This window comes from Sphingomonas bacterium, from assembly GCF_903642285.1.
Lineage (GTDB): Bacteria > Pseudomonadota > Alphaproteobacteria > Sphingomonadales > Sphingomonadaceae > Sphingomonas.
This window is the reverse complement of the sequence record NZ_CAHJWJ010000021.1, coordinates 19,798-38,706: the sequence shown is the minus strand read 5'-3', so window position 1 is coordinate 38,706 and position 18,909 is coordinate 19,798. Positions and strand designations below refer to the sequence as shown.

Genomic DNA, 18,909 nt, shown 5'->3' with positions numbered 1-18,909 from the left:
GGGGAATGCGGACGGCCTGACGAAACGCCAGTTGCTGCCAGCGAACACCGCGACCCGCGCGCGACAGCTGCGCCGCGACCGGACAGAGCCGGAAGCCCGTTTGTGGCGCGCGCTCCGGGACGCATTCCCGCAGGCGAAGTTTCGTTTTCAAGTGCCGATGGGGCCTTATTATGCCGACTTCTGCTCGCACGGCGTGAAGCTGGTCATCGAGCTGGATGGCGATACGCATGTCGGCCGGGAAGATCGCGATGCGGCAAGAACGGCATTCATCAACGGTGAAGGCTATGGGGTCATCCGCTTCGGCAATCCGGACGTGACGACAAACCTCGAAGGCGTGATCGCAACGATCGCAGCGAACCTTCCTTCTCCCCTCGTGGGAGAAGGTGGCGCGAAGCGCCGGATGAGGGGGCGTTCGAAGTGACGTCCCCCTCACCCTTCCGCGGCTCCGCCGCTCCCTCCCTCTCCCACAAGGGGAGAGGGGAAGTGACGTCACTCCGTCTCTTCGAGACTCGTAACATTGTCCGCATTCGCGCTCAGCCACACCTTGCCGTCGTCGACGCCCGCGACCAGGCCGATCGAGATGTAGTGATGCTTCGCGCCCTGCCCGTCCTCGGTCTGCGGGCTGTCCTGCTTGGTCAGCTTGATGCGGTCGCCGTCCAGGTGGTCGACGGTGCCGACATGCACGCCGTCCGAATCCACGACTTCCATATGCTCGGCGATCTTGGTGGTATCGACCATGAGAATTCTCCTTCGTTGATGGGTCAGGGGGGCAAACGCCCGGCCATGGATTTGGTCGCATGACGTGGGGCGTCATCATCATGTTCGGGGTCGCCATACTCTTCGGATTGATCGGGATTGCCCTGCTGGCATCGCTCGCGCGACCGACGCCGCCGGCGCGCGTATATGTGTTCCGGATGGTGGGAATCATGCTGGTCGCCGCCGCGGTGGTGCTAGCGTTCTCGGCCAGCGCGATGGACTCATGGGGAGTCGCTCAATGAAACGCCTGATACCGATCCTCGCGCTTCTCGCACTTGCGTCGTGCGCGCATCAGGTCGGCGGCACCGTCCACCCCGGCGCACCCGGCTTCCTGTTCGGCCTCGCGCAGGGCTTCATTGCGCCCGTCGCGTTCGTCGTCTCACTCTTCGACCACGATATCGCGGTCTATGCGGTCCCCAATAACGGGGCGTTCTACAATTTCGGTTTCGTCCTCGGCATCGGCGGCTTCGGCCTCGGTGCGCATCAGTCCCGCCGTTAGAAAGGCACCCCCCAATGTCCCTCACCGAAGCCCGCAAGCAGTACAAGCCCTTCGAATACCCCTGGGCGTTCGATTTCTGGAAGCGCCAGCAGCAGATCCACTGGATGCCCGAGGAAGTGCCGCTCGGCGAGGATTGCCGCGACTGGGCGCAGAAGCTGACCGATCACGAACGCAATCTGCTGACGCAGATCTTCCGCTTCTTCACGCAGGCCGATGTCGAGGTGCAGGATTGCTACCACGAGAAATACGGCCGCATCTTCAAGCCGACCGAGATCAAGATGATGCTGGCCGCGTTCAGCAACATGGAGACGGTGCACATCGCCGCCTACAGCCATCTGCTCGACACGATCGGTATGCCCGAGAGCGAATACGGCGCCTTCCTCGAATATAGCGAGATGAAGGACAAGCACGATTACCTGCAGGGCTTCGGCGTCGACACCGACGAGGATATCGCCAAGACGCTCGCGATGTTCGGCGGCTTCACCGAGGGGCTGCAGCTCTTCGCCAGCTTCGCGATGCTGATGAACTTCCCGCGCTTCAACAAGATGAAGGGTATGGGGCAGATCGTCACCTGGTCGATCCGCGACGAGTCCTTACACTGCGAAGGCATCATCAAGCTGTTCCACGCCTTCTGCGCGGAGCGGAACTGCTTCACCAAATCGGTGAAGTCGGACATTCGCGAGATGTGCCAGCACACCGTCCACCTGGAGGATAATTTCATCGATCTCGCGTTCGAGATGGGTCCGGTCAACGGCATGACCCCCAAGGAGATCAAGAAATACATCCGCTACATCGCCGACTGGCGGCTGAACCAGCTTGGTTTGAAGCCGATCTATATGATCGACGAACATCCCCTGCCCTGGCTCGCCCCGATGCTGAACGGCGTCGAGCACGCCAATTTCTTCGAACAGCGCGCGACCGAATATTCGAAGGCGGCGACGCGGGGGAACTGGAACGAGGTGTGGGACGGCTTCGACAAGCGCCTGAAGGCCAAGACCGCGGCGGGCACGCCGGCGGCGGAGCAGGATTTGGGGGAGAGTGGGGATATGTTCTCGCGGGCGGGTGTCGCCGCTGAGTGAGACAGATCAATCGCATTTGCAAAGAACCAGAGGACGTGGTTGAACCTACTGATGCGGCGAGACAAGTCGAAAGCACACGCCGTTCTCCGCCTCATTTCGGGATGGCCACTTGTCGGTCGCCTTTGGGAGGTACCTTCAGACGCGCTGAAAGAGGCTAGAGGAGAAGTCGTATCAGCGACGATCTATGCTACTATGCCGTTCTGGTTCCTGCCACTAATTGGGGTTTTTGTCTTTCTTCAACGCCCGTCAGTTTGGAGCGGTTTAGTAAACGGCGAGCTTTTTGTATATGCCGCAACTTTAGTAGGACCACTCGCGTACATTATAACGAAGCGCCATGGTCGGTTTAGGGTTCCTCGTGACTTAGAAGAGGGGGAAGAGGAAGGGCTACTATCTTATCCATTTCCGTATGGCCGGCCGAGCTTTTATGCCGCCACCATTATATGTGTTCTTTCCGGACTGGTTTTTACGCTGCAGCGCCTCCGCTCTTTAGATCAATTCAAGAACGTAGATTTTATTAACGAAGATGGATTAGTTTGGCTGTCTATTCTGGTTGGAGCATTAGCGACCTTGCTCCTTTTCTGTGTTACCGCTTATCGCAATATGCTGGATTCGCTTGAGAGGGAACATTCTGACAAAATTAGTGATGCATTGAAAAACGATGAGGATACCGCTTACGATCAGTGGATGGAAAGGAAGACGTCCTGATGGATATCCCGCCCGATCCCAGCATGATACAAATTGAATTTGACTGTATACGCGCGACTCAGCCGATTGGCGATCTATATGTTGCGACGGTTCCATATAAGAAACTCATAATGTTTACCCACTTCGATGTGCGCCGGGTAGTCTCTGCAGAAAGAGATGTGGAGCGCTATCTCGGAATTCAGCGGCCTGTAAGTCGCAGTCGGCTAGCGGACCTGGAGAAGTACGTAAATTTTCAAGACGCCACATTCCCGACATCGGTTATTGTAGCCATAAACGATCAGGAATATGTCGAGTATTTCTCGGATACTAGGAAATTAATACTTCGCAATTACCGTAAGAATGAGACAAGCCCGAGTATTGCCATTCGGCAACTTGGGCGAGTTATAGACGGCCAACATAGAATTGCAGGATTAGAGGCATTCTCGGGTCAGCATTTCGATGTCTCGACGACAATATTCATTGGAGCAGACATAGCCGACCAGGGTCATATATTTGCTACGGTGAATCTCGAACAAACAAAGGTAAACCGTAGCCTTGTTTATGATCTATATGAGCTCGCCCAGACAAGAAGCCCACAAAAGTCAGCGCACGTCGTAGCTGTCACTTTAGATCGAGACTCAGAAAGCCCCCTATATAAGCGTATAAAAAGACTCGGCATTGCGACACAAGGCCGGGTTTTCGAACCAGTTAGCCAAGCAACCTTCGTCGAAGGTGTTCTATCACATATTACATCAGATGCTAAAGCTGATCGAGACGAGATGCTCCGAGGCGTCCGGTTGCAGAAGCCCACAGGAGACGATCGATACAAGCACGTTCTGCGAGGTTTATTCATCGATGGCAAGGACGTCGAAATAATAGAGTTGTTTTATAACTACTTTAGTGCGGTCGAGCGAAAGTGGCCTACAGCGTGGAATGCTAGAGGCCAAGGAGAGGTTCTTAACCGTACCAACGGTGTCCGGGCTCTCCTTCGGTTCTTTAGGACCGCGTACTTGAAGGTAGCTGAGCCGGGTGACTCGGTACGGACCGATCGGTTCTTTGATAGGGTGTTCTCAGGCATTAGTCTGACGGACGCCCAACTGACTGTGGAGAACTTCGGCGCTGGGACTAGTGGGGAAGCCCGCCTATATCGGGTGCTAAAAGGCCAGGAAGATCTTTAGTCGATCGACTCGACTCGGTTTTTGCACGGTTCGACTCACGGGGATCCACGCCGGACTGCAAAGCTGATTCAAGGTCCTTCATGTGGATCGAGCATAGCCCGCAACCTCACTTTGACCCATTGACTTGGACTGAGCGCAAGTATGGTACGATACTCGCAGACCCGCCGTGGCAGTTTGAGAATCGCACCGGCAAAGTCGCGCCAGAGCATAAGAGGCTCAATCGCTACTGCACCATGACGCTCGATGATATCTGCGCTTTGCCCGTGGCCGATGTCGCCGCCGACCCTTCGCACCTATACCTGTGGGTGCCCAATGCGTTGCTGCCCGATGGGCTGCGGGTGATGGAAGCGTGGGGATATCGGTACATCTCGAACATCGTCTGGCACAAGGTACGCAAGGATGGCGGGTCGGACGGGCGCGGCGTCGGCTTCTATTTCCGCAACGTTACCGAAATCCTGCTGTTCGGCGTGCGCGGCAAGAATGCGCGCACGCTTGCGCCCGGCCGCAGTCAGGTCAACATGATGCAGACCCGCAAGCGCGAACACAGCCGCAAGCCCGACGAACAATATGAGATCATCGAGGATTGCAGTTGGGGCCCTCGCCTGGAAATGTTCAGTCGTGGCAAGCGCAAGGGTTGGACCGTCTGGGGCAATCAGGCGGACGACAGCTACGCACCGACCTGGGACACCTATGCCCACAACAGCGCGGCGATCGCAGCCGAGTAATGCTGGACGGGCTACGCGCCGCAGGTTTCGAGGTGCTGTTCACCAGCCATGCCGAAGCCATCATCCAGCATGACTTTCCCGATCTCGTCGACGAACTCGAAGGCGCGTTGCTCAAAATATCGCTGCCGATGACCGAGATCGTCGGCGGCGAAGCCAAGATGACGCAGCGCCTGCGTCGCGGGCTTGCGGCGCTCGGCTGGACGAAGCACAATTTCCAGCTGACCAAGGCGGTCGACGGCGTTCCCAAGGAGTCGATCAGCCATGAGATCGATCACGTCCGGCCAAGCGATAAGGGTACCTTCGCGCTCGAGATCGAATGGAACAATAAGGACCCATTCTTCGATCGCGATCTAGAGAACTTCAAGCGTCTCCATGCCGAGGGCGCGATCAGTGTCGGTGGCATCGTCACGCTTGGCGCGGAGATGCAGGCGACGATGCGTGAACGGGTCGAGCGATTTGCGATCGATCGCGGGATCGACAGCCTCGAAGGACTGAACGATTTCGGTGCCGGCTCGCCGACTGGACCGCAACGCAAACAGATCGACGCCGACATCGCTCGCGGCACGCCGTTTGCCAAGGCATGGTCGCGCAAGTTTACCAGCGACAAGTTCGGTCAGGCGACGACGCATTGGTCCAAACTACAGGATCGGGTCGCGCGTGGGGGTCGGCAACCCGTGCCCATTGGTGCTGATCGGCTTGCCGTCGTCGATCATCGACATGAACGCTTAGTCTACGCATTGGCCGGGGCTAACATAGCCGCCGCTCGGCAAGAAGGGCGGCAAGGCAGCGCGCAAGAAATGAAGGGGCGGCCCGCGGCGCTGTCCTACATGATCGGGCTCGTATAACTGGATCGGCTCCAACCCACAGGAGCCTGCCATGATCGCCGCCGCGTCGACCATCGCCGTCACCGCCACGCCGGACTTGGCGGACGCGAAGCCATGCGGCGGCTGCACGGCCCGTCCGCGATATCGCCTCGCCTCACCGCATTCCGGCGCGGACGTGGCGTGTGGTTCGTCCACTTCCGCGGCCGCGATCGCGAAGTGGAGGACGCATGGCACACCTCCACTTCCTCCACTTCCGCGCGCTCCACTCGCACCCGCCTCCGCCTCCCGCGCAGACACGACGAGGGCGGAGAATGTCGCCATCCCCCGCCCCCGCCATGCACGTCGCGCCAACCGGTCAGAAGTGGGTAACGATACCCAGCATCGGCCGGAAGCTGCCGAAATCGCCGAAGGTGTTGACCTCTGCGCGCAGGCGGAGCCCGGCGCGGCCGGTGATGCCCTGCAGGCCGATGTCCTTCGGGCCGACTTCCATGCCGATGCCGTACGTCATCGCGCGGTAGTCACGACCGGTATTGCCGCCATTGGTCTCGATGCCCGAGAAATGGTCGAAATTTACCCACTGGTAGCCGACCTTGCCGTAGAACAGGCCGCTGTCGCCGGCGCGCAGGCCGAAGCGACCGGCCCCGCCATATTCCCAGTCGATGTTGCCGCTGACGCCCTTGGCGACATTGCCTTCGACGCCGACGAAGACCGGGCCGAGCGGCAGGTTGATGCCGGCGACGCCCTGCACCAGCGCACCGGCGGGCTTGTAGCCGCGACGGACGGTGCCGTTGGCGTTCAGCGCCTGGGGAATGCCGTGATCGGGCTCGTTCTGGAACTGCTCCCAGCCGCCGAGGACGCCGAAATAGGGTTCGATGCCGAACGCCTTGGAACCGTCGGGGGCACGCGGGCCGGAATCGCTGGTCTGGACCTGGTCCTGCTGCGGCGCGGGGGTCGCGTCCTGGGCGAAAGCGGGTGCGGCGACGAACGCAGCCGCGAGGGCGACCGCGAGGGTGATGTTACGCATGGGTGTTACCTTCGTGTTGTCTTTTACAAACCCGGTCCACCGGCGATCCCTAGCCGCGCGATGCCGAGGCTGGTCAGAACCGGCGGTCAGTTCGATCGTTGCATTGCAGCACAGGAAAAAGCCGACAATTCCGCGGATGTGGTTATCCGGCAACGGTTTCTTGCTGCACCATTAACGCGGCGCAGCAATCGCAGCAGATTGGCGGGATCGTGCTTCGGGAAATGGATGGCGACCGGATTAACCGCATCCGTTTGCCGAGCGGCAAGCTGGTTTGGGATATCCATATGCGATGGTCGGTCCCCGCCTCTTCCGAAGCCGCTGGTCCGCATTGCTGTGGGCGGGCGGCATCCTGTGGACCGCCTATGATGTCGCGGACGCGACACCGGACCGTGGAACCGTGGCCGCGGGTAATGCGACGGGCGGCGATGTCGTCGATGCGACCGGGGCGGCGGTCGACGCGAAGGACTTGGCCGTGCTGGCGAATATGGGGGCGAACTAGCATTCCTTGGTGCTCCTGCGAACGCAGGAGCCCAGGGCCCCGACCGCTGCGCTTGCAACCCTGGGCTCCGGCTTTCGCCGGAGCATGGCGTCGCTCAGGGTTTCAGCGCGACATCGTCCTTGTCGTCCAGGTCGTCATCGTCGATGCCGTCATCGTCGAGATCGTCCTGCACATCGTCCTCGTCGCTGTCCTCTTCGGCAAGGCCCGCGGTGTCGGTCGCGCCGACCTCCAGCGAATCCATCGGCGTGGCGTCGATGTCCTCGTCCTCCTCATCGTCCAAGTCGATGTCCGGCGTCAGATCGGTCAGGACGATGCCGTCGCTCGGGCCGTCGCGGGTCGCCTCGAGGATTTCGGCGCGCTGCGACTCGTCATAGCCTTCCTCGTCGTAACCGTCGTCGCCCGAACCCATGCCCGGCACCTGATGTCCGCCCATCCGTCGTCTCCTGCTCCCGCCCCGATCGGAGCTGGTGCAAAACGAACGGCGCGGCGCGCGGGTGGTTCCGCGACCGAACGCGAATCACGCCCGATGGAACAACCGGCCGCGTTCGGTGACGGCGACCATGATGAGCGCGACGAGCCCGGCCGCGAGGAATCCGCCCGTCAGCGGCACGACGCTGCCGTCGAACGCCTGCCCGATCGACGCGCCGACGACCGCGCCGGTCGTGACGCTCAGAAACCCCTGCACGCTGGACGCGGTGCCGGCGATCGCACCCATCCGCTCCATCGCCATGGACGAGAAATTGGCAGCGGAGAGCCCGAAACAGCCGAGCGTGATCGCTTGCAGGACCGCAAAGCCGACCAGCGTCTCATGCCCCGACAGCGCGACGACGAGGTGGACGAGCGCGGTCGCGATCAGCATGCATACCGCGCCGTGGCTGATCCGGCGCGTACCGATCCGCATGACCAGCCGGGCGTTGACGAGGTTCGCCCCCGCCATCGTCATCGCCGTGGTCGCGAAGATGAGGACGAGCAGCCTGGGCCGACCGAACGCATCCGCGACGATCTGCTGGATGGAATTGAGATAGCCATACATCGCGCCCATCAGCGCGGCCGTGGCCAGCGTATAGCCGATCGACAGCCGGTCGGTCAGCGCGGTGCGCCAGCCGCGCAGGATCCGCTCCACGGAGATCGGCGACCGGTCATACGGTGCCAGCGTCTCCGGCATCCGCTTGGCGAACCAGCAGAATACGCCGATCGCCAGCGCCGCGATCGCCCAGAAGATGCCGCGCCATTTGCCGAACAGCAGGATCGCCGCGCCGAAGGTCGGGGCCAGGACGGGCACGATCATGAACACGATGAACGCGATCGACATGACCCGAGCCATCGCCCGGCCGACATAGCAATCGCGGACCATCGCGACGGTCGCCACCCGCGTCGCCGCGATCGCCGCGCCGCCAAATGCCCGGGCGACCAGCAGCAATGGGAAGCTGCCTGCCGATGCCGCAGCGATATTGGCGATCGCGTAGCAGGCAAGCGACGTCATCAGCACACGCCTGCGGCCATAACGATCCGCCAACGGGCCATGGATCAGCTGCGCGACGCCGAAGCCGATCACGAACGCGGTGATGACGAACTGCCGCGCATTGGCACCGGCGACGTGCAATGCATCGCCGATCGCCGGCAAGGCGGGCAGCATCGCGTCGGTGCCGATCGCGCCGAGCGCCATCAGCGAGGCGACGAGCGCAACGAACTCGGCAAAACCGATCGGCGCGCCACGCTGGACCGGCCCGACCGGTGCCGAGGGTGGGTGTATCGTCGTGACGGTCATGATGGTGCCCCCATAGCCGCATCGTCCGCCGGGCGTCACCAGCGAACATGCTTCGGACACCTACCTCGTTGCACGACCTGTTCGCGCACGCCGCAAGCGGTTAAGACCGGCGTCAGGATCATATGATCGGACCGACCATGCTCGACACGCCCAACGCCGCCGCCGACGTCCCGACGCTCAGTCTGGCCGACCAGGCACGCGACCCAAAAGGCTTCGCGGCTGCACTCGGCGAATCGTTCGAACGCTTCGGCTTTGCGATCGTCGCCGACCACGGCGTGCCGACCGACCTGATCGAACGGGCATGGGCGCAGACCAGGGCCTTGTTCGCGCTGCCCGATGCCGAGAAACGCGGCTATTTCGTCGAGGGCGGCGGCGGCGCGCGTGGCTACACCCCGTTCAGGACCGAAATCGCGAAGGGGGCGAGCGCGGTCGATCTGAAGGAATTCTGGCATATCGGCCGCGAACTTGCGGACGATCATCGCTTTGCCGGGCAGATGGCGCCCAATATCTGGCCGATACAGCCACAAGGGTTCCGCGATACGTTCGTCGAACTGTTCGCCGCGTTCGATGCGGCGGGCGACCGGCTGTTATCCGCGATCGCCCGGCATCTGGTATTGACACCCGACTGGTTCGATCCGGCGGTCAAGGACGGCAATTCGGTCCTGCGCCTGCTCCATTATCCGCCGATCGCGACGGATGCCGAAGGGGTACGGGCCGGCGCGCATGAGGATATCAACCTCATCACGTTGTTGCTCGGTGCCGAGGAGGCGGGGCTCGAACTGCTCGACCGCCAGTCCGGGCGCTGGCTGTCGATCAAGCCGCCGGAAGGCGCGATGGTCGTGAATGTCGGCGACATGCTGCAGCGGCTGACCAACGACATGTTGCCATCGACCACCCACCGCGTCGTCAATCCGCCGCCCGAACGCCGCGGCCATTCGCGCTATTCGATGCCGTTCTTCCTTCATCCCGCGCCCGATTTCCTGATCGAGACGCTGCCGGGCTGCGTGACCGCGACGAACCCGGATCGTTACCCGACGCCGATCACCGCGCATGACTATCTGCACGAACGACTGGTCGAGATCGGGCTGGTGAAGAAATAACGAAAAGGCCGCCGTTCTTTGCGAACGACGGCCTCTTGGTTCGATCGGCGTGGTTACTTGCGGATTTTCACCGGGATGAACTGCGTGCCATTGCGCCCTCGCTGCGCCAACAGCAGCACCTGATCGCGGCCCGCCGCCTTCGCCGCAGCAGCACCGACGACCAGATCGGCCGCCGTGCGTACCGGTCGGCCGTTGACCGACACGATCACATCGCCACGCTGCAGCTTCTGCGCCGCGTCGCTCGACGGATCGACCGAGGCGACCACGACTCCCGTGACGTTCGCGTCGACGCCGACCTGACGCGCGATCGCCGGCGTCAATGGCACGACATTCAGACCGAGCGGATTGCTGGCCGGCGCGGTCTGGGTGCTGTTGTCGCCTTCGTCCGGCAGTGCATCGTCGCCACCGCCGGCCAGTGCCGCCAGTTGATCGTCGGTCGGCCGCGTGCCCACCGTCACGCTCAGCGTCGACGGCGCGTTGTTGCGCAAAATATCGAGCCGCGCGGTTTGTCCCGGTGCCACGTCGGCGACCAGGCGGCTGAGCGAGTTCTCCGGCGTCACCTGCTTGCCGTTCACCGCCACGACCACATCGCCCACCCTGACGCCCGCCTTAGCCGCCGCCTCGCCCGGTTCGACCCGGCTGATGATCTCGCCGCGATCCTTGGGCAGACCCGCAGCAGCGGCGATGTCGTCTGTGATCGGCTGGATACCGACACCGAGATAGCCGCGCTTGACCGAATTGCCCTTCATGAGCGTGTCGATGATCGGCTTCGCGTCCTCGGCCGGGATGGCGAAGCCGATCCCGATATTGCCGCCGCCCGCGCTTCCGAGGATCTGCGAATTGATCCCGATCACGTCACCCGACAGGTTGAACATCGGGCCGCCCGAATTGCCCTGGTTGATCGCGGCGTCGGTCTGAATGAACCGGTCATAGGGACCGCCACCGGCGACACGGTGCAGCGCCGAAACGATACCCGCCGTCACCGTCGAGCCGAGTCCGAACGGGTTGCCGATCGCCAGCACCCAATCACCCACCCGCGCCCGCGTCGAATCGCCGAAGCGGACGAACGGCAGGCTCGACGCCTGGATCTTGAGCAGCGCCAGGTCCGATGTCGGATCGCGACCGATGACCTTGGCGACATATTCCTTGCCGTCGAACAACGTCACGGTGATCGAGTCGACCGAGGCACCCTTCGCACCCGGCGCGATGACGTGGTTGTTCGTCACGACATAGCCGTCCGGCGAGATCAGGAACCCGGAACCGAGCGCCGCCCCTTCGCGCTTCACCGGCGGGCCACCGGTAGCGCCACCGCCGCCGAACAGGTCGCCGAACGGCGTGCCGGCGAACGGATTGGCCTGCGGCTGCTGGACGATAGTCTGCTTGGTCGAGATGTTGACCACCGCAGGTTGCAGCTTCGCGACCAGGTCGGCGAAGCTGTTCGGCGCGCCGGCGCGCGGTGCGACCTGCGCGATCTGCGCGGGGTCGTTCTGCGCGGTCTGGCCAGCGCCCGGCTGAAGCGCGAGCGATGCGGTCGCCCCGCCGAGGAGAAGCGCGGTGGTGATGGCGTAGGCGTAGCGCACTAGGATGGTATCCTCTCGTATCGTCGTCCGGAAGTCACTCGTTCTTCGTCTTAAGCGGCTGAACGATCGTTGAATATGAACGGGCGCGTCACCGCCCGTTCGGTCGATCGGTCAGCGCGGCCGATCCGCGGCGCGGCCTTCGAACTGTTTCAGATAGGCGTTGTTCGGCGACAGGATCAGCGACGTCGAGCCATCCGGCACCGGCCCGCCATCCGCCCCGAACGTATGCCGATAGGACTGCATGGCCCGGTAGAAATCGTAGAATTCCGGGTCCTTGCTGAAACTTTGCGCGTAGACCTGTGCCGCGTCCGCATCAGCTTGCGCACGGATGATCTGCGCATCCTTCTGGCCCTGCGCGCGGATCGTATCGGCCTGCTGCTTGCGCGCGGTCGCCATCCGCTGCAGCGCGCTGTCGAGCGGGCTGCCGCTGGGAAGGTCGGCATGCTTGATCCGCACGTCGACGATCTCGACACCATATTGGGAGGCGAGTTTCTGCAAACGGACCTGGATATTGTCCATCACCTGGTCTCGCTCGGGCGACAACAGCGTTCCGAAGGACTGTTTCCCCAGTTCGTTGCGGATCGACGTGCCGAGCAGCGGCTGCAACGCCTCCGTGACGCGGATCTCCGTCGATGCGGTGCTTCCCGTCGCGTTCACCGCCTTTAGCGGATCGACGATGCGGAACCGCGCATAGGCGTCGACCTCGAGCCGAAGCTGATCCGACGACAGTACCTGCTGATTGTCGTAATCGACGTCCAGCACGCGCTTGTTGACCCACACCAGCTTGTCGACGAAGGGCACGCGCGCGATCAGGCCGGCACCCGTGCTGCCGAAGATTTCGCCGGCATGCCAGACGTTCACGGTCCGTATCGGCTTTTCGAAGCGCAGCACGACGACCTGTTCGGTCTCGGGCACGATCGTGAAGGTCGCCGCGACGATGATGACGAGGATGAGCGCCGCGAACCCGAGCGCGATCGGGTTGCGCCAGATCGCGGCGTTCACTGTCCGCCTCCCGCCGCCGGTGCCGGGGTCGCTGCGGGCGCGGCAGGGGCCGCCGGCACCGCATCGGGCAGCTTGCGCGCGTTGCCCAGCGGCAGATACGGCGTGACGCCGGGCACTTCGACGATCGTCTTGTCCGTCTTCGCCAGCACCGCCTCCATCGTCTCGTAATACATGCGGCGACGGGTCACCTCCGGGGCGAGCTTGTACTGGCCGTACACCTTGTCGAACTGCGCGGCCTCACCCTGCGCGCGTGCGCTGAGCTGTTGAAGATACGACTGCGCCTGGTTCCGCGCAGTGATCGCGTCCTGCTGCGCCGCGGTCACGTCCTTGAACGCTTCGTTCACGCGTTCGGGCGGATCGGCCTGCTTGATCGCGACGCCCTGGATCCGGATACCCGCCTTGTAGCTGTCGAGCACGCGCTGCATCCGGTCCTGCACTTCGGCTTCGATCCGCGTACGGCCGCTACCGAGCGCCTGGTTCAGCGTCATGTTCGCAACCGCTTCACGCATCGAACTTTCCGCAGTGGCGCGCACCGTCGATCGCTGTTCGGCGATCTGGAACACGTAATCCTCGGGACTGGAGATGTTCCAGCGCACCGAATAAGCAAGGTTGATGATGTTCTGGTCGCCCGTGAGCATCAGATTCTCACCACCGGTTTCCGGAAAGTCCTCGGTGCGGATGTTTTGCACATCGACCTTCTGGACCTGGGCGATCGGGGCGGGCAGCGTCAGCTGTATGCCGGGATCGAGCGTACCGGCATAGCGACCGAAATAGGTGACGACGCCCCGCTGCTGCGGTGCGATCGCGTGGATCGCGGTCAACAGGATCCAGGCGGCCACCAGGATCGCGGCACCGATCGCCCACAAGACCCGCGCATTCGGTGAAGACGGCAAACCGCTGAAGCCACCCCCGCCGAAGCCGCCGCCACCGCCCCGCGCCTTTTTCAGGAACTCGTCGAGCGCGGTCGGCCGGGCCGGCCCCTTGCGGCCGCCGGGGGGCAGCGACCATGGATTGCGCGGGCCATCGCCACCGCCGCCGCCCCCATTGTCGTTGCCGCCGCCAGCGCCCGGCCCACCCCACGGCCCCTTGGGCGCGTCCGCGTTGAGAGTCTTCGGGAAGGGCTGGAGCCAGCGCGGCAGGATCGTCATTGCGCCTTTATAAGAAGGCGGCGGCGGAAAAACAGTGGCAAGGGGCCGCGACGGGCGTATCTGCCCGCGCATGACCGACAATGAAACGATCAAGGTTGCCATAGAGGGCATCGCGCAGGGCCGTGCGACCGTCCGCATCGAGGGCGCACGCGTCGGCGTGGTCCTCGATGCGACCGGACTCGCCGCCGCCGACCGCGATGCGCTGGAGGCCCGGATCCGCGATGTCGCATCGGCGCAGCCCGGGGTCGCCGAGGTCCGGATCGTCGCCACCGCGGAGCGGAGCGTACGCCGGCTGATCGCGGTCGCCAGTGGCAAGGGCGGGGTCGGCAAGTCCACGCTCGCGGCAAATCTCGCGATCGCGCTGCTGCGCCGGGGGGCGCGCGTCGGACTGGTCGACGCGGATATCTACGGCCCGTCGCAGCCGCGGCTGATGCAGGCGGAAGACACGCGCCCGACGGCGAAGGACAAGGTGCTGGACCCCGTCCCCACCCGCTACGGCGTGCCGTTGCTGTCGATGGGGCAGCTCGTCGATCCGGGCAAGGCGATCGCCTGGCGCGGTCCGATGGCCGCGGGTGCGCTTGGACAGCTGGTCGAGGCGGACTGGGGTGCGGTCGATACGCTGGTGCTCGATCTGCCGCCGGGCACCGGCGACGTGCAGCTGACGATGGTGCAGAAATACCGGCCCGTCGGCGCGGTCATCGTGTCCACGCCGCAGGACCTGGCGCTGATCGACGCGACACGCGCGATCGATTTCTTCGACAAGGCGGGTATCCCGATCATCGGCCTGGTCGAGAACATGGCGGGCTATATCTGCCCGCATTGCGGGGAGGCGTCGGACCCGTTCGGCCATGGCGGCGCGGAAGCCGCGGCAGCGCGATTGGGTATTCCCTTCATCGGCCGCGTGCCGCTGACGATCGCGATACGCACCGCGTCCGATGCGGGCGAGCCGCCGGCCGCGAATGCGGACGACACGGTGTTCGCGCCGATTGCGGAACGCGTTGCCGACTGGCTGTCGGTGCACTGACGCAACCGCGCGGTTGCGGACGACGTTGTACGGTTACCTGCAGGAGCGATCCGATGCCTTTGACGACCGATGCCGATATCAAGGCGCTGCTGGACGGTGCGCGAACCATCGCGCTGGTCGGCGCATCCGATCGTCCTGATCGGCCATCCTACCGCGTCATGGCGACGTTGCAGCGGCACGGCTACCGCGTGATCCCGGTCAATCCGCAGATCACCGGCGAACATATCCACGGCGAATTCGTGTTCCGCGATCTGGCGCAGCTTGGCGATCCGATCGACATCGTCGACATCTTCCGCCGGTCGGACGCGGCGGGTGCAGCGGTCGACGAAGCGATCGCGATCGGTGCCAGGGCGGTTTGGATGCAGCTCGGCGTCGTCGACGAAGCCGCGGCGGCGCGGGCAGAGGCGGCAGGGTTGCAGGTGGTCATGGATCGGTGTCCCGCAATCGAGATACCGCGGCTCGGCGTCGAACCGGTCAGCTGATCGCCGCCACGATCTCCTCGGCGATCGCAGCGGGCGTCCGCATCGCATCGCCCGCCATCGTGGCGACGGTTATCCAGCGCCCAGCGATGGATCGCGCGACCATCGACCGATAGGCCGTGCGGACCGCCAGTTGCAGGCGGGCATCCGCCTCGTTCTCGTCCAGCGCGCGGTCGGTATAGGAACGCCGCCGTTTCTGCAGGATCTGGTCCAGCGCGCGCGCGGGCGGCGTGTCCAGATAGACCGACAGGTCCGGCGGTCGCAGGCCGAACGCCCCGGTCTCCAGCGCCAGGATCCAGCGCATCAGCCGATCGGCCTCGTCGCTGCCGACCTTTGCCGCCTGATACGCCATGTTCGACGCCACATACCGGTCGAACACCACCACGTCGTTCGCCGCCGCGACGTCGCCGACGTGGGCGCGCGATTCGAACCGGTCGAGCGCGTACAGCACCGCCGCCGATTCGGGCGTCGCACCCCGCGGCAACCGACCGGATAGCAGTTCCCCCAGCATATGCCCGCCGATGGTATCCCCGTAGCGCGGGAACGACACCACCGCGGCGCGCTTGCCGTTGGCGCGGAGCAGGTCGGCGACCGCCGCCGATGCGGTCGCCTTGCCGGCACCGTCCGCACCCTCGATCGCGAGGAACACGCTCATCGGCGCTTCCACGTCTGCGACTTGCAGATGAAATTGGGCACCAGGCATCCACGCATCGTGATCGTGCCGGGATCGGCCAGCGCCACCGATGCCCAGACGGTGATATCGCGGTCGGGCACGAACAAGGTGCCGGTCCAGCGGTTCTTCCCCGCGGGCGTCATGTCACGCAGCAGCATCGTGCCGACGAGTTCGGACGTCCCCCCGTTTTTCGCCGCCGCCTCGGCCTCCGGGCTGGCGCGCGTCGCCCAGCCGCATAGCGCCTTGCCGCACGGCCCGATCCGTACTTCGACGCTGTTCGTCAGATTGTGCCACTGTCCCTCGATCGTTGTGGGGGCAGCGACCGGGGCGGCCGCCTGCGCCGCTGCCAGCAGCGTCAGGATCACGTCGATCATCGTCGGCCCCGATCAGCCACGAAGCCGCTCGTGATGGCGGATGACTTCGTCGATGATGAAGCGCAGGAATTTCTCGGTGAATTCCGGATCGAGGTGTGCGCTTTCGGCCAGCGCGCGCAGCCGTGCGATCTGCGCCTCTTCGCGACCGGGGTCGGCGGCGGGTAGTCCGGACTGGGCCTTGTAACGGCCGACCGCCTGGGTGACCTTGAACCGTTCAGCCAGAATGTGGACGAGCGCGGCATCGATGTTGTCGATGCTTTGGCGATACCCGCCGAGCGTATCGTCGGACATCCGCGCCCCTTCCCCGGGCTCGATGCCCGCACCGCCGCCGTTGCCGGGTTTTGCCGCGCCCGGCAAGTACCCCTTCGCCCGGGAGGGTTGCGTTCATGCCGGGTTCCCGCCACAGGCTTCGCCCCGACATGAGTGCAACGATCCACCGCCTCGACTCCGGTCCGCAGCCCTCGCTCGACCCGATGGTCGCGCTGGTCGCCGGCGACCTGAACCTCGTAAACGCGGTCATCCTCGGTCGTATGCAGTCGGATATCCCGCTGATCCCCGAACTTGCCGGCCACCTGATCGCGGGCGGCGGCAAGCGGATGCGGCCGATGCTGACGCTCGCGAGCGCGCGGCTGATCGGCTATACCGGCAATCGTCACCACCGGCTGGCGGCGGCGGTCGAATTCATCCACACCGCGACGTTGCTGCACGACGATGTCGTCGACGGTTCCGATCTGCGCCGGGGCAGGCGGACCGCGAACATCATCTGGGGCAACCCCGCGAGCATCCTGGTCGGCGATTTCCTGTTCAGCCGCGCGTTCGAACTGATGGTCGACGACGGCAGCCAGAAGGTCTTGAAGATCCTGTCGAACACCTCCGCGATCATCGCGGAAGGCGAAGTGAACCAGCTCACCGCGGCGCGGCGGATCGATCTGGCGGAGGACCGCTATCTCGATATCATCGGGGCAAAGACCGCCGCGTTGTTCGCCGCCGCCTGCCGGATCGCCGCAGTCGTCGCCGAACGGCCCGAGAGCGAGGAAAACGCACTCGACGCCTATGGCCGCAATCTCGGCATCGCGTTCCAGCTGGTCGACGACGCCATCGACTATGTCTCCGACGCCGGAACGATGGGCAAGGACACGGGCGACGATTTCCGCGAAGGCAAGATGACGCTTCCCGTCATCCTGGCCTATGCCCGCGGATCGTCCGACGAGCGCGCATTCTGGAAGGATGCGATCGAGGGTCGCCGGTCGAGCGACACGGACCTGGCGCAGGCGGTCGGGCTGATCCGCGACGCGCGCGCGATCGACGATACGCTGGCGCGCGCCCGGCATTACGGTCGGCGCGCAATCGATTCGATCGCCGGCTTCCCTGCAGGGAATGCGAAAGAGGCGATGGTCGAGGCGGTCGAGTTCGCGATCTCCCGCGCCTATTGACGACCGCCCGGGCGCTGGGGACGCTCTAACTTTGTTTCGAAACGATATAATACAGTGGACCAGCAAGCTTAGGCTCGCCCATGATCCAACGCATTGCGGCGAACTTTTTCGCTCGACGATGGAGCCGCTGGGATTCGATGCTTTCGCTTGTGGTGTCGTCGACCTGGATGAGCGCGACCGCTGTGTATTTTATCTGATCGATTGGCCCGATGATTGGCGCAGATTCTACATGAGTTCCGGATTGCTCGAGCATGACCCGGTCGTGGGGGCGCTTCAGCACCGGACTGATGTCTTCACGTGGAGCGACCTACGCGCAGATCGGAAGTTCGCAGAAGCCGGTCGGGAAGCGCTCGAGCGCGTCGCCACAGAGGGGTGGAAGGACGGGTTGGTCGTGCCGGTGCCGCTTAGCGAACGCCGCATCGGAATCGTTAGCCTCAGCGGACCGGATCCGATCGTTACGCCTGATGCGCGCGCTTACATTGGTGTGCTGGCGACGCAGATGCACGGGCACGTCCGGGCAATGATGCCGCGCCACGGATTTGCTCGGGCACCCGCCGGGCTTACCGACCGCGAAATCGCCTGCGTGCGCCTGGTCGCACACGGATTGTCGGATACGGCGATCGCTCGAGCACTCCATATCGCGCCATCGACCGCGCATGAGTTCGTCGAAAAGGCGAAAGCGCGACTGAAGGCTCGTTCGCGCGTCACGTTAGTTGCGATCGCAATCGAGCTTGGCATCGTGTCTGCCTGAAATCCATACACCCTCCGATCAGAGGGTTTCCAGTCGCTCTCAGGACGCTACGGTTTGGCCGTGGACGTTGTAAGAAACGCCCGGGGGGTTTGCATGATTAGAAGCGGCTGCTGCGGCATCATCCGCGGCGCTGTACCGTCATAACCTCGCCCGGTCGTCATCGGAACATTTGGGGCGGTAGATGAAAAGAGCAGGCGATAGGATCCGGATAACCGTCTTCAAAGGCAGCGGATCGACGCAAATTAGGTCGACGAGCGCTGGACCTAGTGACATCGGTTACACCAATGCGCGTAGAAGACAGCGCTGGCT

Annotated in this window: 25 protein-coding genes; 14 read left to right on the top strand and 11 right to left on the bottom strand. The window is 63.6% G+C overall.

Features of this window, described 5'->3' with window-relative positions; genetic code table 11:
- Window positions 1-31: 31 nt before the first annotated feature.
- Window positions 32-421 (top strand): endonuclease domain-containing protein, encoded by a 390-nt coding sequence (locus HUU99_RS11475; protein ID WP_254603136.1) that lies wholly within the window; start codon window positions 32-34, stop codon window positions 419-421.
- Window positions 422-489: 68 nt separating this feature from the next.
- On the opposite strand, the gene HUU99_RS11470 is transcribed toward HUU99_RS11475, so the two are convergent.
- Window positions 490-738 carry a DUF2171 domain-containing protein gene (locus HUU99_RS11470; protein ID WP_174286719.1) on the bottom strand — a complete coding sequence of 83 codons (249 nt, stop codon included), beginning with the start codon at window positions 736-738 and terminating at the stop codon, window positions 490-492.
- A gap of 59 nt (window positions 739-797) precedes the next feature.
- Between HUU99_RS11470 and HUU99_RS11465 the strand changes: the two genes are divergently transcribed.
- The 7 genes from HUU99_RS11465 (at window position 798) to HUU99_RS11435 (ending at window position 5,766) form a co-directional block, all read left to right on the top strand.
- Window positions 798-998, top strand: coding sequence for a hypothetical protein (locus tag HUU99_RS11465; protein WP_174286718.1), 201 nt, complete (start codon window positions 798-800; stop codon window positions 996-998).
- Complete coding sequence (locus HUU99_RS11460) at window positions 995-1,255, top strand: hypothetical protein (RefSeq protein WP_174286717.1); 261 nt, start codon at window positions 995-997, stop codon at window positions 1,253-1,255. Before HUU99_RS11465 ends, HUU99_RS11460 begins: the two co-directional genes overlap by 4 nt.
- A gap of 14 nt (window positions 1,256-1,269) precedes the next feature.
- Window positions 1,270-2,334 carry a ribonucleotide-diphosphate reductase subunit beta gene (locus HUU99_RS11455; RefSeq protein WP_174286716.1) on the top strand — a complete coding sequence of 355 codons (1,065 nt, stop codon included), beginning with the start codon at window positions 1,270-1,272 and terminating at the stop codon, window positions 2,332-2,334.
- Window positions 2,335-2,373: 39 nt separating this feature from the next.
- Window positions 2,374-3,039, top strand: coding sequence for a hypothetical protein (locus tag HUU99_RS11450; protein WP_174286715.1), 666 nt, complete (start codon window positions 2,374-2,376; stop codon window positions 3,037-3,039).
- Window positions 3,039-4,196, top strand: a complete 1,158-nt coding sequence (locus tag HUU99_RS11445; RefSeq protein ID WP_174286714.1) for a DGQHR domain-containing protein — start codon at window positions 3,039-3,041, stop codon at window positions 4,194-4,196. The genes HUU99_RS11450 and HUU99_RS11445 overlap by 1 nt, the downstream gene beginning before the upstream one ends.
- Before the next feature lie 80 nt (window positions 4,197-4,276).
- A complete protein-coding gene (locus HUU99_RS11440) occupies window positions 4,277-4,921 on the top strand; it encodes an MT-A70 family methyltransferase (protein ID WP_174286713.1) in 645 nt (214 codons plus the stop codon).
- Window positions 4,921-5,766, top strand: coding sequence for a BglII/BstYI family type II restriction endonuclease (locus HUU99_RS11435; protein WP_217430820.1), 846 nt, complete (start codon window positions 4,921-4,923; stop codon window positions 5,764-5,766). The genes HUU99_RS11440 and HUU99_RS11435 overlap by 1 nt, the downstream gene beginning before the upstream one ends.
- 334 nt (window positions 5,767-6,100) lie before the next feature.
- Here HUU99_RS11435 and HUU99_RS11430 read toward each other — a convergent pair whose 3' ends face one another.
- Window positions 6,101-6,769: an outer membrane protein gene (locus tag HUU99_RS11430; protein ID WP_174286712.1), complete on the bottom strand. Its 669-nt coding sequence runs from the start codon at window positions 6,767-6,769 to the stop codon at window positions 6,101-6,103.
- An 86-nt stretch (window positions 6,770-6,855) separates the two neighbouring features.
- Window positions 6,856-7,053, bottom strand: coding sequence for a hypothetical protein (locus HUU99_RS11425; protein ID WP_174286711.1), 198 nt, complete (start codon window positions 7,051-7,053; stop codon window positions 6,856-6,858).
- A 5-nt stretch (window positions 7,054-7,058) separates the two neighbouring features.
- On the opposite strand from HUU99_RS11425, the gene HUU99_RS11420 reads away from it, so the two are divergent.
- A complete protein-coding gene (locus HUU99_RS11420; RefSeq protein WP_174286710.1) occupies window positions 7,059-7,268 on the top strand; it encodes a hypothetical protein in 210 nt (69 codons plus the stop codon).
- A gap of 94 nt (window positions 7,269-7,362) precedes the next feature.
- On the opposite strand, the gene HUU99_RS11415 is transcribed toward HUU99_RS11420, so the two are convergent.
- Window positions 7,363-7,701: a DNA primase gene (locus HUU99_RS11415; RefSeq protein ID WP_174286709.1), complete on the bottom strand. Its 339-nt coding sequence runs from the start codon at window positions 7,699-7,701 to the stop codon at window positions 7,363-7,365.
- A gap of 84 nt (window positions 7,702-7,785) precedes the next feature.
- Complete coding sequence (locus HUU99_RS11410; protein WP_174286708.1) at window positions 7,786-9,036, bottom strand: multidrug effflux MFS transporter; 1,251 nt, start codon at window positions 9,034-9,036, stop codon at window positions 7,786-7,788.
- Between the two features lie 137 nt (window positions 9,037-9,173).
- On the opposite strand from HUU99_RS11410, the gene HUU99_RS11405 reads away from it, so the two are divergent.
- Entirely contained in the window at window positions 9,174-10,136 is a 963-nt protein-coding gene (locus HUU99_RS11405; RefSeq protein WP_174286732.1) for an isopenicillin N synthase family dioxygenase, read from the top strand.
- A 53-nt stretch (window positions 10,137-10,189) separates the two neighbouring features.
- On the opposite strand, the gene HUU99_RS11400 is transcribed toward HUU99_RS11405, so the two are convergent.
- The 3 genes from HUU99_RS11400 to hflK all read right to left on the bottom strand — a co-directional run bounded on the left by HUU99_RS11400 (window position 10,190) and on the right by hflK (window position 13,866).
- A complete protein-coding gene (locus HUU99_RS11400; RefSeq protein ID WP_174286707.1) occupies window positions 10,190-11,716 on the bottom strand; it encodes a Do family serine endopeptidase in 1,527 nt (508 codons plus the stop codon).
- A gap of 111 nt (window positions 11,717-11,827) precedes the next feature.
- Window positions 11,828-12,718: a protease modulator HflC gene (gene hflC, locus HUU99_RS11395; protein ID WP_174286706.1), complete on the bottom strand. Its 891-nt coding sequence runs from the start codon at window positions 12,716-12,718 to the stop codon at window positions 11,828-11,830.
- A complete protein-coding gene (gene hflK, locus HUU99_RS11390) occupies window positions 12,715-13,866 on the bottom strand; it encodes an FtsH protease activity modulator HflK (RefSeq protein WP_174286705.1) in 1,152 nt (383 codons plus the stop codon). Before hflK ends, hflC begins: the two co-directional genes overlap by 4 nt.
- Before the next feature lie 70 nt (window positions 13,867-13,936).
- On the opposite strand from hflK, the gene HUU99_RS11385 reads away from it, so the two are divergent.
- Both HUU99_RS11385 and HUU99_RS11380 read left to right on the top strand, forming a co-directional pair.
- Window positions 13,937-14,890 (top strand): Mrp/NBP35 family ATP-binding protein, encoded by a 954-nt coding sequence (locus HUU99_RS11385; protein ID WP_174286704.1) that lies wholly within the window; start codon window positions 13,937-13,939, stop codon window positions 14,888-14,890.
- Window positions 14,891-14,943: 53 nt separating this feature from the next.
- On the top strand, window positions 14,944-15,372 hold the full coding sequence (locus HUU99_RS11380) for a CoA-binding protein (RefSeq protein WP_174286703.1): 429 nt from the start codon (window positions 14,944-14,946) through the stop codon (window positions 15,370-15,372).
- On the opposite strand, the gene HUU99_RS11375 is transcribed toward HUU99_RS11380, so the two are convergent.
- Genes HUU99_RS11375 through HUU99_RS11365 form a run of 3 tightly spaced genes read right to left on the bottom strand, consistent with a single transcriptional unit; the run spans window position 15,365 to window position 16,707 of the window.
- On the bottom strand, window positions 15,365-16,024 hold the full coding sequence (locus HUU99_RS11375; RefSeq protein ID WP_174286702.1) for a thymidylate kinase: 660 nt from the start codon (window positions 16,022-16,024) through the stop codon (window positions 15,365-15,367). The two genes, HUU99_RS11380 and HUU99_RS11375, sit on opposite strands and share 8 nt — an antisense overlap.
- Complete coding sequence (locus HUU99_RS11370; protein ID WP_174286701.1) at window positions 16,021-16,416, bottom strand: DUF2147 domain-containing protein; 396 nt, start codon at window positions 16,414-16,416, stop codon at window positions 16,021-16,023. The genes HUU99_RS11375 and HUU99_RS11370 overlap by 4 nt, the downstream gene beginning before the upstream one ends.
- A 12-nt stretch (window positions 16,417-16,428) precedes the next feature.
- Window positions 16,429-16,707 (bottom strand): chorismate mutase, encoded by a 279-nt coding sequence (locus tag HUU99_RS11365; protein ID WP_174286700.1) that lies wholly within the window; start codon window positions 16,705-16,707, stop codon window positions 16,429-16,431.
- Window positions 16,708-16,835: 128 nt separating this feature from the next.
- Between HUU99_RS11365 and HUU99_RS11360 the strand changes: the two genes are divergently transcribed.
- Window positions 16,836-17,849: a polyprenyl synthetase family protein gene (locus tag HUU99_RS11360; protein ID WP_174286699.1), complete on the top strand. Its 1,014-nt coding sequence runs from the start codon at window positions 16,836-16,838 to the stop codon at window positions 17,847-17,849.
- On the top strand, window positions 17,794-18,600 hold the full coding sequence (locus tag HUU99_RS11355; RefSeq protein WP_302479986.1) for a helix-turn-helix transcriptional regulator: 807 nt from the start codon (window positions 17,794-17,796) through the stop codon (window positions 18,598-18,600). The genes HUU99_RS11360 and HUU99_RS11355 overlap by 56 nt, the downstream gene beginning before the upstream one ends.
- Window positions 18,601-18,909 lie beyond the last annotated feature (309 nt).

Bases quoted from the DNA above. Each gene is read 5' to 3' on its own strand.
- HUU99_RS11455 (WP_174286716.1), top strand. From the start codon at position 1,270: ATGTCCCTCACCGAAGCCCGCAAGCAGTACAAGCCCTTCGAATACCCC.
- HUU99_RS11410 (WP_174286708.1), bottom strand. From the start codon at position 9,036: ATGACCGTCACGACGATACACCCACCCTCGGCACCGGTCGGGCCGGTC.
- HUU99_RS11405 (WP_174286732.1), top strand. From the start codon at position 9,174: ATGCTCGACACGCCCAACGCCGCCGCCGACGTCCCGACGCTCAGTCTG.
- HUU99_RS11380 (WP_174286703.1), top strand. From the start codon at position 14,944: ATGCCTTTGACGACCGATGCCGATATCAAGGCGCTGCTGGACGGTGCG.
- HUU99_RS11360 (WP_174286699.1), top strand. From the start codon at position 16,836: ATGAGTGCAACGATCCACCGCCTCGACTCCGGTCCGCAGCCCTCGCTC.
- HUU99_RS11420 (WP_174286710.1), top strand. From the start codon at position 7,059: ATGGTCGGTCCCCGCCTCTTCCGAAGCCGCTGGTCCGCATTGCTGTGG.
- HUU99_RS11375 (WP_174286702.1), bottom strand. From the start codon at position 16,024: ATGAGCGTGTTCCTCGCGATCGAGGGTGCGGACGGTGCCGGCAAGGCG.
- HUU99_RS11355 (WP_302479986.1), top strand. From the start codon at position 17,794: ATGCGAAAGAGGCGATGGTCGAGGCGGTCGAGTTCGCGATCTCCCGCG.
- HUU99_RS11365 (WP_174286700.1), bottom strand. From the start codon at position 16,707: ATGTCCGACGATACGCTCGGCGGGTATCGCCAAAGCATCGACAACATC.
- HUU99_RS11440 (WP_174286713.1), top strand. From the start codon at position 4,277: ATGTGGATCGAGCATAGCCCGCAACCTCACTTTGACCCATTGACTTGG.
- HUU99_RS11430 (WP_174286712.1), bottom strand. From the start codon at position 6,769: ATGCGTAACATCACCCTCGCGGTCGCCCTCGCGGCTGCGTTCGTCGCC.
- HUU99_RS11460 (WP_174286717.1), top strand. From the start codon at position 995: ATGAAACGCCTGATACCGATCCTCGCGCTTCTCGCACTTGCGTCGTGC.
- HUU99_RS11425 (WP_174286711.1), bottom strand. From the start codon at position 7,053: ATGGATATCCCAAACCAGCTTGCCGCTCGGCAAACGGATGCGGTTAAT.
- hflK (WP_174286705.1), bottom strand. From the start codon at position 13,866: ATGACGATCCTGCCGCGCTGGCTCCAGCCCTTCCCGAAGACTCTCAAC.
- HUU99_RS11470 (WP_174286719.1), bottom strand. From the start codon at position 738: ATGGTCGATACCACCAAGATCGCCGAGCATATGGAAGTCGTGGATTCG.
- HUU99_RS11415 (WP_174286709.1), bottom strand. From the start codon at position 7,701: ATGGGCGGACATCAGGTGCCGGGCATGGGTTCGGGCGACGACGGTTAC.
- HUU99_RS11385 (WP_174286704.1), top strand. From the start codon at position 13,937: ATGACCGACAATGAAACGATCAAGGTTGCCATAGAGGGCATCGCGCAG.
- HUU99_RS11445 (WP_174286714.1), top strand. From the start codon at position 3,039: ATGGATATCCCGCCCGATCCCAGCATGATACAAATTGAATTTGACTGT.
- HUU99_RS11465 (WP_174286718.1), top strand. From the start codon at position 798: ATGACGTGGGGCGTCATCATCATGTTCGGGGTCGCCATACTCTTCGGA.
- HUU99_RS11435 (WP_217430820.1), top strand. From the start codon at position 4,921: ATGCTGGACGGGCTACGCGCCGCAGGTTTCGAGGTGCTGTTCACCAGC.
- HUU99_RS11370 (WP_174286701.1), bottom strand. From the start codon at position 16,416: ATGATCGACGTGATCCTGACGCTGCTGGCAGCGGCGCAGGCGGCCGCC.